Source organism: Burkholderia sp. Bp9090 (assembly GCF_003857985.1).
In the GTDB taxonomy this organism is placed as follows: Bacteria; Pseudomonadota; Gammaproteobacteria; order Burkholderiales; family Burkholderiaceae; genus Burkholderia.
The window spans coordinates 19,528-34,902 of sequence record NZ_QTPV01000062.1 but is presented as its reverse complement, the minus strand read 5'-3'; the positions used below and the strand labels follow the sequence as shown (position 1 = coordinate 34,902).

12 protein-coding genes are annotated in these 15,375 nt (G+C 63.0%); 6 read left to right on the top strand and 6 right to left on the bottom strand.

All coding sequences use genetic code 11. The annotated features are described in order from the left end of the window. Nucleotides 1–119: 119 nt before the first annotated feature. The 5 genes from pgi (at nucleotide 120) to DIE16_RS33920 (ending at nucleotide 6,680) form a co-directional block, all read left to right on the top strand. On the top strand, nucleotides 120–1,718 hold the full coding sequence (pgi, locus tag DIE16_RS33940) for a glucose-6-phosphate isomerase (protein WP_124894252.1): 1,599 nt from the start codon (nucleotides 120–122) through the stop codon (nucleotides 1,716–1,718). A gap of 16 nt (nucleotides 1,719–1,734) precedes the next feature. Continuing rightward, nucleotides 1,735–2,667 (top strand): carbohydrate kinase, encoded by a 933-nt coding sequence (locus DIE16_RS33935; RefSeq protein ID WP_124894251.1) that lies wholly within the window; start codon nucleotides 1,735–1,737, stop codon nucleotides 2,665–2,667. Continuing rightward, on the top strand, nucleotides 2,664–4,136 hold the full coding sequence (gene zwf, locus DIE16_RS33930) for a glucose-6-phosphate dehydrogenase (protein ID WP_124571993.1): 1,473 nt from the start codon (nucleotides 2,664–2,666) through the stop codon (nucleotides 4,134–4,136). Before DIE16_RS33935 ends, zwf begins: the two co-directional genes overlap by 4 nt. A 62-nt stretch (nucleotides 4,137–4,198) precedes the next feature. Then, a complete protein-coding gene (locus DIE16_RS33925; protein ID WP_124894250.1) occupies nucleotides 4,199–5,230 on the top strand; it encodes a hypothetical protein in 1,032 nt (343 codons plus the stop codon). A gap of 346 nt (nucleotides 5,231–5,576) precedes the next feature. Next, nucleotides 5,577–6,680: a porin gene (locus DIE16_RS33920; protein ID WP_124894249.1), complete on the top strand. Its 1,104-nt coding sequence runs from the start codon at nucleotides 5,577–5,579 to the stop codon at nucleotides 6,678–6,680. Nucleotides 6,681–6,928: 248 nt separating this feature from the next. Here DIE16_RS33920 and DIE16_RS33915 read toward each other — a convergent pair whose 3' ends face one another. From DIE16_RS33915 to DIE16_RS33895, 5 genes are all read right to left on the bottom strand, one after another. Further along, nucleotides 6,929–7,162, bottom strand: coding sequence for a hypothetical protein (locus DIE16_RS33915; protein ID WP_409364474.1), 234 nt, complete (start codon nucleotides 7,160–7,162; stop codon nucleotides 6,929–6,931). Nucleotides 7,163–8,535: 1,373 nt separating this feature from the next. Beyond that, nucleotides 8,536–9,837 carry an MFS transporter gene (locus DIE16_RS33910; RefSeq protein ID WP_124571990.1) on the bottom strand — a complete coding sequence of 434 codons (1,302 nt, stop codon included), beginning with the start codon at nucleotides 9,835–9,837 and terminating at the stop codon, nucleotides 8,536–8,538. A 37-nt stretch (nucleotides 9,838–9,874) separates the two neighbouring features. Then, entirely contained in the window at nucleotides 9,875–10,273 is a 399-nt protein-coding gene (locus DIE16_RS33905; protein ID WP_124571989.1) for a BON domain-containing protein, read from the bottom strand. Between the two features lie 45 nt (nucleotides 10,274–10,318). Beyond that, nucleotides 10,319–11,464: a porin gene (locus DIE16_RS33900; protein WP_185640909.1), complete on the bottom strand. Its 1,146-nt coding sequence runs from the start codon at nucleotides 11,462–11,464 to the stop codon at nucleotides 10,319–10,321. A 220-nt stretch (nucleotides 11,465–11,684) separates the two neighbouring features. Beyond that, nucleotides 11,685–12,872, bottom strand: coding sequence for a M20 aminoacylase family protein (locus DIE16_RS33895; protein WP_260428126.1), 1,188 nt, complete (start codon nucleotides 12,870–12,872; stop codon nucleotides 11,685–11,687). A gap of 117 nt (nucleotides 12,873–12,989) precedes the next feature. Here DIE16_RS33895 and DIE16_RS33890 point away from each other — a divergent pair, with 117 nt between their 5' ends. Continuing rightward, a complete protein-coding gene (locus DIE16_RS33890; protein ID WP_124646711.1) occupies nucleotides 12,990–13,898 on the top strand; it encodes a LysR family transcriptional regulator in 909 nt (302 codons plus the stop codon). Between the two features lie 576 nt (nucleotides 13,899–14,474). Here DIE16_RS33890 and DIE16_RS33885 read toward each other — a convergent pair. Next, nucleotides 14,475–15,314, bottom strand: coding sequence for a TrmB family transcriptional regulator (locus DIE16_RS33885; RefSeq protein WP_124571986.1), 840 nt, complete (start codon nucleotides 15,312–15,314; stop codon nucleotides 14,475–14,477). Nucleotides 15,315–15,375: the final 61 nt, after the last annotated feature.

The window sequence follows — 15,375 nt, the reverse complement described above, 5'->3', positions numbered from 1 at the left end:
AGCCGGCCAACCCGATGATCCTGATCGAGCCGACGCTCGTCACGCGCGACAACGTGAAGGCTTACAAAGGCTGGAGCTCGCACTGACCCGTCCCAACGCATCCCAGGCCTGACACGACCATGACCTCACTGACCCAAACGCGCGCGTGGCGCGCGCTCGCCAGCCATCGGGACGCGTTGTCCGGCGTCTCGATTCGCGCACGATTCGACCGCGACCCGGCACGCGCATCGCGCTTCAGCCTCGAGGCGGCCGGGCTTTTCGTCGATTACTCGAAGAACCCCGTCGACGACGAAACCATCGCCCTGCTGGTCGCCCTCGCCCAGGAGGCGGGCGTCGATGCGTATCGCAACGCGATGTTCGCCGGCGAGCGCATCAACCGCACGGAGAACCGCGCGGTGCTGCACGTCGCGCTGCGCGACCGTTCGGGTACGCCGCGTATCGTCGACGACGTCGACGTGTCGCGGCAGGTCAGCGACGTGCTGGCCCGGATGCGGCGCTTCTCCCACGCGGTTCGCTCCGGCGAGTGGCGCGGCCACACGGGCCGCGAGATCACCGACGTCGTCAACATCGGCATCGGCGGCTCGGACCTGGGGCCGAAGATGGTGTGCGAGGCGCTCAAGCCTTACGCGCACGAACGGTTGACGATGCATTTCGTCTCGAACGTGGATGCAGCCGACATCGCCGAAGTGCTCAAGCGCGTGAACCCGGAGACGACGCTGTTCATCGTGTCGTCGAAAACGTTCACGACCCGCGAGACGCTCCTGAATGCCCATACTGCCCGCGCCTGGCTGCTCGACAGCGGCGCGCCGGACACGGCGATCGCCCGCCACTTCGTCGCCGTGTCGACGAATGCCACGGCCGTTGCGGAATTCGGCATCGATACCGGCAACATGTTCGCGTTCTGGGACTGGGTGGGCGGACGCTACTCGTTGTGGTCCGCCATCGGGTTGCCGATCGCGATCATGGCCGGCATGGACGCGTTCGAGCAACTGCTCGACGGCGCGCACGCGATGGACCGTCACTTCGCGCAAGCGCCGCTGGCCCGCAACCTGCCCGTCCTGCTCGCCCTGATCGGCATCTGGCATCAGAACTTCCTCGGTACGACGAGCCAGCTGATCGCGCCATACGACAACTATCTGCACCGGTTGCCCGCGTATCTGCAGCAGCTCGACATGGAAAGCAACGGCAAATCGGTGACGCTCGGCGGCGAGCGCGTCGATTACGCGACCGGCCCGGTCATTTGGGGCGAGCCCGGTACGAACGGACAACACGCGTTCTTCCAGCTCCTGCACCAGGGCACCGCGATCATCCCGACCGACTTCATCGTGTGCATGCGGCCGCATCACGCGTTCGATCATCACCATGCCGTCCTCGTCGCAAACTGTTTCGCGCAGTCGGAGGCATTGATGAACGGATCGCGCTCGACGACCGAACCACATCGCAATTTCGAAGGCGACCGGCCCACGAACACGATCTGCCTGGACACGCTCGATCCGGCATCCCTCGGCGCGCTGATCGCGTTGTACGAACACAAGGTATTCGTGCAAGGCGTGGTATGGCGAATCAATTCGTTCGATCAATGGGGCGTCGAACTCGGCAAAAAGCTCGCGGTTGCGATCGAGGACGAATTGCTCACCCCCGCGCAGATTGACTCGCACGACGGCTCGACCAACCAACTGATCAACCGCTTCAAGACGCGGCGCCACGCTGCGGCCTGATCTCCCGAATCCCATCATGAAGCTACCGCGACTGGTCATCTTCGGCGAAGCCCTGACCGATTTCATTCGAGACGACACGAACCGCTGGCACAGCGTTGCCGGCGGCGCATGCTGGAACGTCGCGCGCGTCGGCGCGCGCCTCGGCACGCCGACCGGCTTTGCCGGTGCCGTGAGCGCCGACATATTCGGCGACGAGCTCATGCGAAAGAGCGCCGAAGCCGGCCTCGACATGCGCTTCACGCAGCAGGTCGACCGCCCGCCGCTGCTTGCGATGGTGGTCGAGACGCGGCCGCCGAAATATTTCTTCATCGGCGAGAATAGCGCCGACCTCGCGTTCGATCCCGCCGCGTTGCCTTCGGACTGGCTCGACGCCGCCGAAATCATTCATTTCGGCTGTCTCGGCCTGGTGCGCGAGCCCCTCGCCTCGCGTCTGATCGACATTGCGCTCGCGGCGCGCGCCGCCGGCAAGCGGATTTCGTTCGATCCCAACTTTCGCGCGCCGATGGCCGACCCGTCGTACCGCGACACCTTGCGCACGATGATCGGCCTCTCGGACTTCATCAAGGTGTCCGACGAGGATCTCGCCGGCCTGTTCCCGGAATTCGACGAGGCAGCCGCACTCGCGCAAATCCGTGCGTGGGCGCCGCAGGCTGCGGTGCTCGTCACGCGCGGCGCGGCCGGCATGGAACTCTTCGCCGGTGATGAAACGCTGGTTCAGCCGGGCTTCAAGGTCACGGTCGCCGACACGGTCGGCTGCGGCGACGCGTGCGTCGGCAGCTGGATGGCGAGCCTGCTGACGCGCCCGGACGCCCCCGCGACGGAACATCTTCGGTTCGCCGCCGCCTGTGCGGCGCTCGTCGCGTCGCACGCCGGCGCCTATGCGCCGACGGCGGCCGAAGTACATGCGCTGATCGAATCGGCCAACGCAGCCACGAGCGAAACTCCATGAATGCGCACCTCCCGTTCTCCGATACCCAGGCTCCGTTCGAATTCGTGCTGTTCGGCGGCACCGGCGATCTCGCGATGCGCAAGATCCTGCCGGCGCTCTACTCCGCTCACCGCGATGGCCTGCTCGCCCCCGCGGGACGCATCATCGCGGTTGCGCAGAACGAACTCGATACGGCCGGCTACCTCGACTGGGTCGACGTGTCGGTGCGACCGCATCTGACGCAGGCCCGGTTCGATGAAAGCGCGTGGCGCGGCTTTCGCGAACGGCTCTCGTACGTGGCGCTCGACGCAAGCCAGGCCGGCACGTTCTCGCGTCTGGCCGACGCGCTCTCGCCGGCGTCGTCGCGCCAGATCTTCTATCTGGCGACAGGGCCATCGCTGTTCGTGCCGATTTGCCGCGCGCTCGCGCAGGCTGGGCTCGCTCCGCCGACCTCGCGAATCGTGCTCGAAAAACCGTTGGGCTACGATCTCGCGTCGTCGACGGCGATCAACGATGCGGTCGGACAGATTTTTTCCGAAGAGCAGATCTACCGGATCGATCATTACCTCGGCAAGGAAGCCGTGCAGAACCTGTTCGCGCTGCGATTCGCCAACGTGATGTTCGAGCCTCTGTGGCGCCGCGAATGGATCGACAACATTCAGATCACGGTTGCCGAGGAACTCGGCGTCGGCGGGCGCGGCGGGTTTTACGACCAGACCGGCGCGCTGCGCGACATGGTGCAGAACCATCTGCTGCAGTTACTTGCGATCGTCGCCATGGAACCGCCTCAGTCGATGGAAGCCGACGCCGTGCGCGACGAGAAGCTGCGCGTGCTGCGCGCGCTCAAGCCGCTCACCGAGGAAGCCTTGCATCAGAGCGTCGTGCGCGGACAGTATCGCGCGGGGGTGGTCCGCGGAGAGTCGGTACCGGGTTACCTCGACGAATCCGGAATCCGGGCCGACAGTCCGACCGAGACGTTCGTCGCGCTCAAGGCCGAGGTCGAGAACTGGCGCTGGGCCGGCGTGCCGTTCTTTCTGCGCACCGGCAAGCGGCTGGCGCGACGCGTGGCTGAAATCGTCGTCACGTTCAAGCGCCCGCCGCATTCGACGCTCGGTCCGACGGCGCTGCTGGCAGGCTCGAACCGGTTGACGATCCAGCTGCAACCGGACGAATCGATTCGCCTGAGCACGCTCGCGAAGCGGCCGGGGCTCGGCATGACCCTGCAAGGCGTCTACCTCGATCTCGCGTTCGACCGCTTCTTTCGGCAAGACCGGATGGAGGCGTATCAGCGCCTGTTGCTCGACGTGATCGCCGGCCGGCTCGCGCTGTTCGTGCGTCGCGACGAGCAGGAAGCCGCATGGCGCTGGGTCGCGCCGATTCTCGACCTGAAAGCGGCGCCCAAACCCTATTCGGCCGGAAATTGGGGGCCTGCGCAGGCCAGCGCGTTGCTGGCGAGATACGGCACCTGCTGGAGCGAGGAAGAGAACTGATCCGCTCCGGCATGCCTCTTCCCATCGTAGAAGCGTTCTCTCCGACTACACCTGACGAAGCAATGGATACAGTCTGGCATCTCAAATGGGCGCACGGCGCGTTCGATCTCCATGCAGCAGGAGGTATGCTCGGCAGCGTTGCATTACAGCAAGGCGGCCGCACGATCCGTCCGTTTTACGAAGCGCCGTGGCTCGGCCAGGCCGAGCCGCAACCCGCCGGGCTGCTGGGCGTCATGCGAAGCGAATTCCCGTGCGTGCCATTCGGTGTTCCCTACTCTCCCGACCGATTGCCCCCCGGCTGGCGGAAGGCCGCCGCAACGCCGATCGTCCCGGATGACGTCGCACTCGACACCAGCGACGACCTTCAGCATGGCTACGGCTGTACCGGCGTGTGGTCACTCGTGAGGCAAACCGCGCACGAGATCGAAATTGAAATCGAATATCCTGAGACCTCGTCGATCGCACGACTGACTCGCATCGTGCGCGCCGATCCGGCTCGCGCTGCCTTCGACATCGTTCTCCGTATCGAAGCGCGCAAGTCGGCTCGCTGCCCCATCGGTCTGCATCCGAATCTCGCGCTGCCGACGCTCACCGGCGCGTTTCGAATCGAGCCCGGCACCTACCGTTTCGGCATGGTGCACCCGGCAGGTCCGGAACCGCGCGTATCGAGCGCGCTGGCCGGCGCGACGTTCGAATCACTCGAGCGCGTACCGCTCGGCGAGGGCGGCTTCGGTGCATTCGACCAGCTACCGCTCGCGCAGCCCACGGAAGAAATCCTGCAGCTCTGCGGAATCGACGGTTCCGTCACGATGACCGACGCCGTCGCCGGCGCACGCTATCGCCTGACCTGGGATGCCGATGCGCTGCCGTCGCTGCTGTTGTGGATCAGCAACCGAGGACGTGCGTACGCGCCGTGGAACGGCCGCAACCTCTGCGTGGGCATCGAGCCGGTCGCGAGCGCATTCGAGCTTGGCCGTGCGGCATCGCTCGCGCCCAATCCGATCAATACCCGCGGGATCCGGACGGCACTTGCATTGAATCCTGAAACGCCAACTGAAATCGCCTACCGATTCGAGGTGCTCGCCGCACGTTAGGCGTGCATCGTGGATCGGACCGATCGCGCTGCAGATCGTCGGCAAGGGGCGCCGGGCCAAGCCCGGCCTCATGAGCGTCAGACCGTCCGGCATTTCATATATGAATAGTTGTACTACGTGACTCGCCCGTAGTTTCGTCCCACATCAATACCGACCAAGGAGACCTTTTCGTCCAGTTTGCCCGGCTGGACATGCCGCAAGCAAAGAACATCTCACTTTCCCTGTTGATACGCGATCCGTTTTTCACGACAGATAACTTCGTTTTCCTTAATTTATTCAATAAAAACTGACCGGGTCTGTTGTGCCGCAGTCACACGTTTTCTTTCTGACAGGTTTGGAGCCAATTATGAAAAAAGCAATACTCGCCGCCACGTTGATGTCCGCAGGCATCGTCGCCCACGCACAAAGCAGTGTCACGCTCTACGGCCGCCTCGACGCCGGCATCGAGTACCTGAGCGGCATTGCCAACGGCAATGGCGGCACGACGAGCCGCTGGCGTGCCGAAAGCGGCGACTGGGGCACCAGCCTGTGGGGGTTGAAGGGCTCCGAGGATCTCGGCGGTGGAAACAAGGCGGTCTTCCACCTCGAGGGCTCGTTCAATGCGATGAACGGCAACCTCAGCGGCACCGGCTCCATCTGGGATCGCTGGGCAACGGTCGGTTTTTCCAACGACGCTTACGGCACGCTGCTGCTCGGCCGCGAGCTCTCGATTTCGAACGGGTTGTGGGACTTCGATCCGCTCGGCCAGACGTCCTGGTCGTCCGGTTCGCTCGTGCGCGGGCGCAACTGGAACAAGACGAGCAACAACATTTCGTACCAGTCGCCGAGCTTCTACGGTTTCGACGTGTACGGCCAGTATTCGCTGTCGAACGCCACCAGCTGGAATGGTAACGGCACGACCGCACAAGGTCGTGCCGACGGCCTGCAACTGACCTACACGAATCCGTACTTCCAGGTGCGCGGCATCTACGACGAGGCGCGCGACGTCAACGGCAAGTTCTCGGACGTGTTCAACTATTCCCGGGAGTACTTCGCGGGCGTGAACGTATTCCTCGGCCAGCTCAAGCTGCAGGCGGCCTATCAGGCCTCGCACGCGAACGGCGCGCCGACCGCCAACAACGGGATTACGTCGACGCAGCAGGTCTGGGGCGGCGTCACGTGGCAGGCGACACCGGCTGCGGCCTTGACCGGTGCCGTCTATCACGTCAACGCGAACCATGGCGGCGGCAACGCCAACATCTATACGGTGGGCGGCACGTACAACATCTCGAAGCGCACGCTCTTCGACATGCAGATTGCTACCGTTCGCAACAGCAAGAACGCGAACTTCGGCCTGGAGTCGAACGCGGCGGGTGCCGGCGGCCCGATCGCCGGCGGCGGCTACAACGACAACCCGACGCCCGGGCATAGCCAGACGGGCGTCTATGCGGGCATCCAGCATTTGTTCTGATTCGATCTCGCTCACGGGTTGGAAGCGCCATGCAATGCCGCTGCTAGCCCGTGTCCGGGTGCGATGCGCCGTCAGGCCATCGCACCGCACGCATCGACAGAATGCCAGGCCTGGAATCGATCCGAATGCGCGCCGGGCCAGCCGCCCGGACGGATGACGACACCCGCCGTGGCGACGCGGCAATTAGCCAGGCAAGCGAAACGGAATTCACGGGCAGGCCGGGAATGGCATGACGAGGGAAAGCACGTTCACGACGACGTGGTCGGCAGATCGCCCGGCTTGCCGCACACGCCGCTCAGCGAGCGCGCATGGCCGAGCCAGAGCACGAGCGAGCCCGTCGACACGGCGTCCGGCACGACGAATGCGGTCGAACAACCGAAGTGCTGCGCGAGCACTTGCACCGGCCAGACGCCCGCCTCGCTCATCAGCATCGCGGCAAGCGCGCCGCGCACCGGCAACACCAGGTAGGAGAGCAGCAGCACGCGCCAGTAACCCTGCGCGCGAATCAGCCGAGGCGCGCGCGAGCAAGCCCGGTCAACTGTTCTGATCGGGCCGGTCGCGAGCCGTGAAGGCAGGTTAATTACCGCGGTCGTCCTCGAAATACAGGTTCTTTTAGGAAATGCCGGCCTCGCGCAAATGCACTTCTACCTAGTGCCGCAATCACCTCCACAGGTCAGTGTCCTGATCCGCGCAAGTCGTGATCTCGATGCATGCATTCGTCGCATCCGCGCACTCCTGCGCCTACCCTTCTTCGTCGTATGTGCAAATCGCTTCGACGGACATCAAGTCCTTTCCGTCGTATTGCGTAACAATCACAAGATCTTCGTACGCAGTGGTCTCCTTTTGTGCTGACGGTGCGAGGCGGCGAATTTACCATGGACCGGCACTGCGACTACCTTTACGAAAGAGCGACGCACCGTGCAATTCTCTATACTGGTGTCGCCGTTTCCGAAGCAAAGATGTCACTCCGCAGGTCGACGTGCACCGAATGATGCGGACTTCTCTGGAATTCATGAGGTTGCACATTGCGAATTAAAGTTGTCACTGACTGCAACCAGGCGAAGTCTGGCGCGCCGCGAACGACTCTGAACGACCCGTTACAGACGGTTGAGGCGTTTATGTGGACGGCAGCTTGCGATGCAATATCGGTCTTTCAACCGTAGAAAGTCAGTCGCCTGTCCTATCGATTTTGCCGTTCATCAGGTGTGTGACGCCCGTCGACAGTCTATCGACTGAGGCGAATGCACTGGCGCGCGCGTCGAATAGAATCTCGTGACTCTGACTAGGATACGCGATCAGCCAGAAGCCACGGCTGGCATTCGGCTTGGCGTGGGCGACCTACAGGCATCGCCGAAGTCCACCGGATGAAGGCGCATTCGCAGATCCAGTTAAATTGGAATGCCTCGCGCGGTTCGAAGGCGAGCGTCACGTAGGCCTTCCCGGGGCTTCAACCGGCTCCTCGTGCCAGCGCTGCATGAACGCGCTGACGAGGCCGGAGCAGCCCCCGTGGCCCTGATCGGGGGATTGCCCCGGTGAACCGCACTGTGTGCCAGTCACGCCCCGGGCGATGGCTCTCCGCGCGCAACCAAACTGTCAGTTGCGCACTCCACTCGTCAATGACGCTCGGGTTGACCCATTCGGGGTACTTGGGTTCGACGGCGTCCGTCTACCAAAGCCAGCTTCGTGACGTGTCTGGGAACACGCCCGCACGCACCGCAATCTCGCGCAGCGGGACTTTCTCGCGGATATACATCTGCGCGACGTCGATTTTCCCACGCCGTTCACCCGCCCGTCCGCGCGGCGACCTCGCCGCGGTAGATCGACCGCGAAGCGAAGATACGCGCGGACGGCGTCCCTACTTTTCGCATTCGGGGAACAGCATCAGTCCCGCAAAACTCACGAATCCGCAAGCCAGCACATACCATGCAGGTGCATAGAAACTGCCGCTCATCTTCCAAAGCGCGCTGACGATCAACTGTGCGAAGCCGCCGAATACGGTCACGCCGAGTGCGTAGATGATGCCGAGCGACGTTGCGCGGCCTTCGGGGCGCAATGCTTCGAGCATCAACACGAAACCGGCCGGGCTCGACAGCGACATTATTCCGGTCAGCACGGCGACGACCGCCAGCACGGTACCGATCGAGGGCCACGCGCGAATCACGTAAAACGCCGGCAGCAGCAACAGCAGCGAGACGATCGACAGCGTATAAAGGAAGTTCTTGCGACTGCGCACGCGATCCGCGATCCGCCCGCCAATCGGCGAACCGATCAGTAGCACGGCACCCGCCATGCCGGCGGCGAGCGAAGAAATGGCCGACGGCATCCCGAGCGTCAACGTCAAAAACGACGGCATGAAGAACGCGATCGTGTACATCGACGATGTGCCGCCGACCACCATCATCGTCCCGGCGACGATCTGCCTGACCGGCAGACGCGGGCGTTGCTGCGGCGACGCGGACGGCGCGTGCGCTGCCGTTGCCTGTGCGGCCGGCAACGTATCGTCGAGATGACTGCGCAAATAAAAGCCCAGCGGCCCGATCAGCAACCCGATCAGAAACGGCACACGCCATCCCCACGACAGCAGCGCGTCATGCGACAGCGTCCGCGACAACGTCGTGGCGACGAGTGCCCCCGCGAGCAACGCCCCGCCCTGGCTCGCGATCTGCCAGCTAACGAGCGAGTTGCGCTGCCCCTTCGATGCCGATTCCATCAGCAGCGTCGTCGCGGCGCCGACTTCACCGCCAGCCGAGAAGCCCTGCAGCAAGCGTCCACAGACGATCAGCGCGGGCGCCGCATAGCCGATGCTTGCGTACGTCGGTGCAAGGCCGATCACGCCGGTGCCGAGCGCCATCATCAGGACGGTCAGCACGAGCGCCGGTTTGCGGCCCGCGCGATCGGCATAGGCGCCGATCACGATCCCGCCGAGCGGGCGCACGACGAATCCCACGCCGAACGTAGCGAGCGACAGCATCAACGAGCCGAACTCGCTATCGGTCGGAAAAAACAGTTTTCCGATCAGTGCGGCGAAGAAGCTATAGACGGTGAAGTCGAAGAACTCGAGTCCGTTGCCGAGCGCCGCCGCGACAATGATCGAACGGTCCGTGCGGCTCGATAGCGCGGCAGGTGCGACGGTCCCTGTTTGATTGGTTGCATTCATGATGGAAAGTTGTCAGGTAGTAAGTAGTCAGCCGCAGTTATTCGGTGCCTTTTATGCCGGCCACCACGCGCAGCTTCAGTTTGTTGACGACCGAGGTCACGCCCGGCACGCCTTGTACGATGCTGGTCGAGAGCGCGATTTGGCTGTCGTCCGCGACGACGCCGGTCAGCGTCACCACGCCGCCTTTCGCGCGCACACGGATGTAGCTGGACCGCAGGCCACGGCGACGAGCGCCATGCAGCGCACTGCGCACGGACGCGGCCAGTTGCCGATCTGAAACGACGCCGCTTGCCGTTTGCACAGCGGCACTGGCGGTCGTCGCGACTGCCACGAACGCCGGATTCCCCGTACCGGTGCTTTGCGCGTATCCGTCGATACAGACCACCGTCAGCAGCACTGCGCTCGCCGTCGTGATCGTTTTCGTGATTGTCTTCATGCTGGTTATCCGTATGTTGCGGCAATGTCCGATGCGTGGCGCAGTTCAGAACTTGTGGTACATGCCGACGAGGACAACATGCGGCGACGCGTAGTTTTCAAGCTCGCCATTTGTACCGGTGTAAGAGGTGCTGATGTTGTCGACGGTCGGCTGCACGCTCGGATAGCGGCCGTAGCTTGGGGCCTTTCCAGTGTTCGTGATCAGCGATCCGCGCACATACAGCGCGGTGCGCTGGGACAGGTTGTAGTCGTAGCCGAGCGTCACGCCATACGACCGGTCGTTGACGCCGCACACCGCGCGAAACGCGAGCTCGGCGCGAAAGTCGCTGCGTTGGTATCGGTAAATTCCGCCCAGCGTGTACAGCGAAGCCACTCGGTCCCCCGCGAGACGCGGCGCCAGAAAGCTGTAACCGCCCGACAGCACGTAACGGCCGCCGTCATACACCGCGCCCGCGGCGAAGTTGTCGGTACGCACGTACGACGACGTGGTCAGCGCATTGAGCGCGTAGCTGCCCACATAGCTAAGCGCGCCGAACAGGTGTCCGTCGTAATAGTTCAGTGACATCGCGCGCGTCGTCACTGTCGGCGCGGTGCTGCCCTGGCTTGCAAGCGAGACGGCCAGTTGCGCATTGAACGGACCGAACCACGGTGTCGAGTAACTGATCGCATTCGGCAGGCGCGCCGGCTCGTAGCTCGCCCCGGGCCCGAGGTCATAGACCCACGGCGTCAGAAACGCGACGCCCGACACCGTGCTGACCTGCCCGAAGACATCCACGAACAACGGCACGCCGACATCGTCCTGCAAACCAAACTTCAGTTCTCCAGTCCGGCGCGAACCGATCGCCACCCACGCCTCGCGATTAAACAGCGTAGTGGCCGTGCCAAGTTGACCGTTCGCGGCGTTAAAGCCGTTTTCGAGCGTGAAGCGCAAGCGGAAACCATTGCCGAGATCTTCGACGCCGTACAAGCCGAACTTCGACGTCCACTGACCGCCGCTTTGCTGAACGAATGCAGTTTGCGCGCCTTTGGTGAAGCCCACTGCCTGATCGATGGCGCCATACAACTTAATACCCGGCGTGTAGGCACTGAGACCGACATACGGAATACCGACGAAATAATCGTTGTAGAACGAGTCGGACGCCCACGCCCCCTGAGCGGTTACACCGAGCGCGGCGAGCAGGGTCGTGCGCAATGCAGTTCGTGCGGCGCGGCGGCCGGAACGTTTCGACGATGCAGCGGAACCCCTTAAGAACACGGTCGGCGAGCACGTCTGATTGAATAACGAAAGACTTCTCGTGGCCATTGATTGACTCTTTGCGGATTGGGTCAGAAGAACGCACGGCCCGGATGGGACGCGAGATGTTGTGGGTGTTGCGTCGGCCGGCAGGTGGTTTGGTCTGAATGGGCTTCGTTCAGGCCGCGTGCAGATAGCGCTCAACGAGCGCGACGAAATACGCGGCGCCCCAGATCAGCGCGTCGTCGTTGAAGTCATACGACGGGTTGTGGACCATGCATCCTCCGGTCGAGCCAACACCGTTACCAAGCAGCACATAGCAGCCAGGAAGATGCTCGGTCATCCACGAGAAGTCCTCGCTGCCCATCACGGTATCGGGCATCATCGTCAGCGATTCCTTGCCGGCCAGCGCTTCGATCGTCTCAATGGCGAGGTCGGCGGCTTGCCGGTCGTTGACGAGCGCGCGAGAGATCATCTTGTAATCGATCTCGGCGCTTGCCCCATAGGCCTGCGCCTGCAGCCGGGCAATCTCGCGAATACGCTGTTCGAGCGTCGTGCGGGTATCGCTGTCGAGCGCGCGAACCGACATTTTCAGCGTGGCCGTCTGCGGGATCACGTTGCCTGCCGAGCCGGCATTGAAGGCGCCGACGGTCACCACGGCCGCTCGGGTCGGATCGATGTTGCGCGAGACGATCGATTGCAGCGCGAGCACGATGCCCGACGCGGCGACGATCGGATCGCAGCCGCGATGCGGCGCCGCGCCGTGCGAGCCCTTTCCGGTGACGGTGATCGTCACCGTGTCGGACGAGGCCATCATGCAGCCGTGGCGCAACGCAAAATGGCCGACCGGCAGGCCGGGCGCGTTATGCAGCGCGAAGACCATGTCGCAAGGAAAGCGTGTGAACAGACCGTCTTCGATCATGCGTAGGGCGCCCCCGAGGCCTTCCTCGGCCGGCTGGAAAATCACGTTCAGCGTGCCTTCGAATGTGGCGCGCGTCGCGAGGTGGTGCGCGGCGGCCAGCAGGATGGCCGTGTGTCCGTCGTGGCCGCACGCGTGCATCGTGCGTTCGACCGTGCTCGCATACGGCAAGCCGGTCTCTTCCTGAATCGGCAATGCGTCCATGTCGGCGCGCAGGCCGATCTTTCGTTCGGACGACCCGCGGCGGATCTGGCCGACCAGGCCAGTGCCGCCGATTCCGGTCGTCACTTCGTAGCCCCAGTCGCGCAGCTGGCGCGCGACGAGGTTGGCGGTCCGCGTTTCCGCGAATCCGAGTTCGGGGTGCGCATGGATGTCGCGTCGGACGGAGATAAATTGTTCTTCCGACTCACGAAGATCCGCGAATAGCCCGGTATATTCCTGCATCATTGATGAACTCCCTGACTCACTGTCATTAACCGTCGGGAGAGAGCGTAGAGATTCCGGCCGGAAAGAAAAACGCACAAATTGTGATCCGTATAACCACGTTGAAAGACGCACCACATTATGAAAATTCACCATCTGCGGGCAATGGTTGCCGTTTCCGCCACTGGGAGCATCAAGGGCGCGTCCGTCTCGTTGCACGTCAGTCAGCCCGCCATCACCAAGGCGATCCGGGAACTGGAAAGTGAGTTCGGCGTGCAATTACTCGAACGCAACCAGTGGGGCGTCGTGCCGACGGCGGAAGGCGCCGCGCTGCTGAACCGGGCACAGACCGTGGTGCGCGAGATCGAACGAGCCGAAGAAGACATGGCGCATTTAAAGGGACGTCGCGACGGCAACCTCGTGATCGGAGTGACGCCGATTACGGGCACCACCGGGCTGACGGCGGCATTCGTTGAGTTCCGCAAGCGCTGGCCTAAAGTCGCGGTGGAGTTTCGCGAGCTGGGTTTCAATCAACTTAGCGAACAACTGCAAAACCGCACGGTCGACCTCGCGTTTAGCGCTTTCGCCGCGCCGCTTCCCGCGTCAGGCGATGCGAAGGAACTGTTCGCGTTCGACACGGTTTTTGTTACCCGGGCAAAGAGCAAATATGCGGGAGCCGATTCGTTGGAGACGTTGCGCGAAGCCGAATGGATCCACACCGATGTGACCGAAAATCAACCCGATTACATTCGCGCCATGTTTCGGCGCGTCAACATAATGCCGCCGGACTGCATTACACGCTGTACCTCGTATGCGCTTTTCTACGGCCTGACCGCGAACACGGACTCGGTGTTCGCATGGACCCAGCATTCGCTTGAAGGAACCGAGCTAGGCCGGACGTTCGTGAAGTTGCCGTTGGCCGAAACGCCGCCGCCATTGCGCCTATTTCTGCTGACGCCATCGGGCTTGCAACTGACGCGACCTGCCGAGTATTTCGTCGATTGCATTTTGCGTGGCGGCGTTTCGCGCGCGACGGACAATGGACGATGAACGGAACCCGAATGGATAAGTTCGACGTGCGCTGACGGCACCCGCCCGCCCGCCGAGGCACAGAATCGATAACATTGTCCGGCTTTCGCGATGGCGGAGGATTCCACCGCCTTTCGATATCGCTGGCGAAACGGCGGTTTTCGCAAACGATAAGGATCCACGGCTGTACCGTCGGCGTATCGATCGGACGATCTGCCCGTTGAACTCATACCCGCCGCCGCGGCTACGGAGATTTGCGCGCGGCACGGTGCCCGCCATCGAGGAGGACGGCGAAACGCATCGCCTCGTGCCCATTGCGTGGCGTGAGCCTGGCGATTGGCGTTTCCACTCGGTTTTTTCTTTACGTGGCTCGCGAACAAGCCCAACGACGAACTCAATGAATGACCGAAACGCGTCGAATTTGAGGCGTACGTCTCGATCGGCCGAGCGACTCTTCGTGGCCGAACGCGTCCGGCCGCCGCCCTGTGACGCACGACCGGCGCAGATCGACCCACTCCGGCCAATCACCTCTGTGCACCCGCAAGGACCGCCGCCGAAGTACAACGGTCGTTTGCGTGTTCGCACGGGGCGCAACCCTCAATCGCTCCCGGCACTTTTTTCGGCCTTGGTTGCAACAGGCCGGAGCATTGCCCGCATGGCCGGTGTCGTCAGCAACTTTTTGTATGCCGCTGAAGACATCGCATTGATCATCAGGCGACCGCTGACGTCGGCCTTGATGTACTCGACGGCCAGCAGTGCGATGACCGGATTCGTGGTTACTGTGGCCTGGTCGGGAGTTTCGTCGCCGAACTCGGCCACCACCGCATCGTCCTCGTCTGCCACCACCACTGCAAGGCGACGGCCAGAAAGACGCAGTCTCGCGCTGGCCCCGCATTCGGCCATGTCATATGTGTGAGGGCCATTCACCGTCTTATTGCCATAGATGGCGACATGGGTGTCGATCCCCCGCCTGCTGGCCGCTTCAAGCAGCGGACCCAATTCGTCAAGCTCCTCGTCCCAGATACCGGCGAACAAACATGTTTGCGCGTTCGAAATCACGCGTGCAAAAGCCTGGACGATCGGCTCCGCGCCGCTAAGCGACCAGACCAACCCGGGTTCCTGTTGAACGGGCAGGCGATCCAGTGCGGAAGCCGCGGATTCAAGGTCGGCATTGAAGCGTGAGCGGAGCTCGGCCAACAGCGACGTGTGGGGAACCGCCGCGTAACGCACAGGTTCGGATCGGTTAACGAGCACGGCGCCCCTCGCTTCGAGACGGGCCAGCGTCTCATATACCTTCGAAGGGGGCATCGATGCTCTGCGGCTCACTTCCGCTCCTGTCAGCGCGGCCTGACCCACCAGGGCCGCGTATGCCTGCGCTTCGTACTGGGTGAATCCCAGCCGCGTCATGGACGCGATCAATTCGGTGTCTGCCGTCATGCGTGACTCGTTTCTGTTTGAAGGTAGTTGACTAACTACTTCAGTAGTATACGATCACACT

Bases quoted from the DNA above. Each gene is read 5' to 3' on its own strand.
- pgi (WP_124894252.1), top strand. From the start codon at position 120: ATGACCTCACTGACCCAAACGCGCGCGTGGCGCGCGCTCGCCAGCCAT.
- DIE16_RS33935 (WP_124894251.1), top strand. From the start codon at position 1,735: ATGAAGCTACCGCGACTGGTCATCTTCGGCGAAGCCCTGACCGATTTC.
- zwf (WP_124571993.1), top strand. From the start codon at position 2,664: ATGAATGCGCACCTCCCGTTCTCCGATACCCAGGCTCCGTTCGAATTC.
- DIE16_RS33925 (WP_124894250.1), top strand. From the start codon at position 4,199: ATGGATACAGTCTGGCATCTCAAATGGGCGCACGGCGCGTTCGATCTC.
- DIE16_RS33920 (WP_124894249.1), top strand. From the start codon at position 5,577: ATGAAAAAAGCAATACTCGCCGCCACGTTGATGTCCGCAGGCATCGTC.
- DIE16_RS33910 (WP_124571990.1), bottom strand. From the start codon at position 9,837: ATGAATGCAACCAATCAAACAGGGACCGTCGCACCTGCCGCGCTATCG.
- DIE16_RS33905 (WP_124571989.1), bottom strand. From the start codon at position 10,273: ATGAAGACAATCACGAAAACGATCACGACGGCGAGCGCAGTGCTGCTG.
- DIE16_RS33895 (WP_260428126.1), bottom strand. From the start codon at position 12,872: ATGATGCAGGAATATACCGGGCTATTCGCGGATCTTCGTGAGTCGGAA.
- DIE16_RS33890 (WP_124646711.1), top strand. From the start codon at position 12,990: ATGAAAATTCACCATCTGCGGGCAATGGTTGCCGTTTCCGCCACTGGG.
- DIE16_RS33885 (WP_124571986.1), bottom strand. From the start codon at position 15,314: ATGACGGCAGACACCGAATTGATCGCGTCCATGACGCGGCTGGGATTC.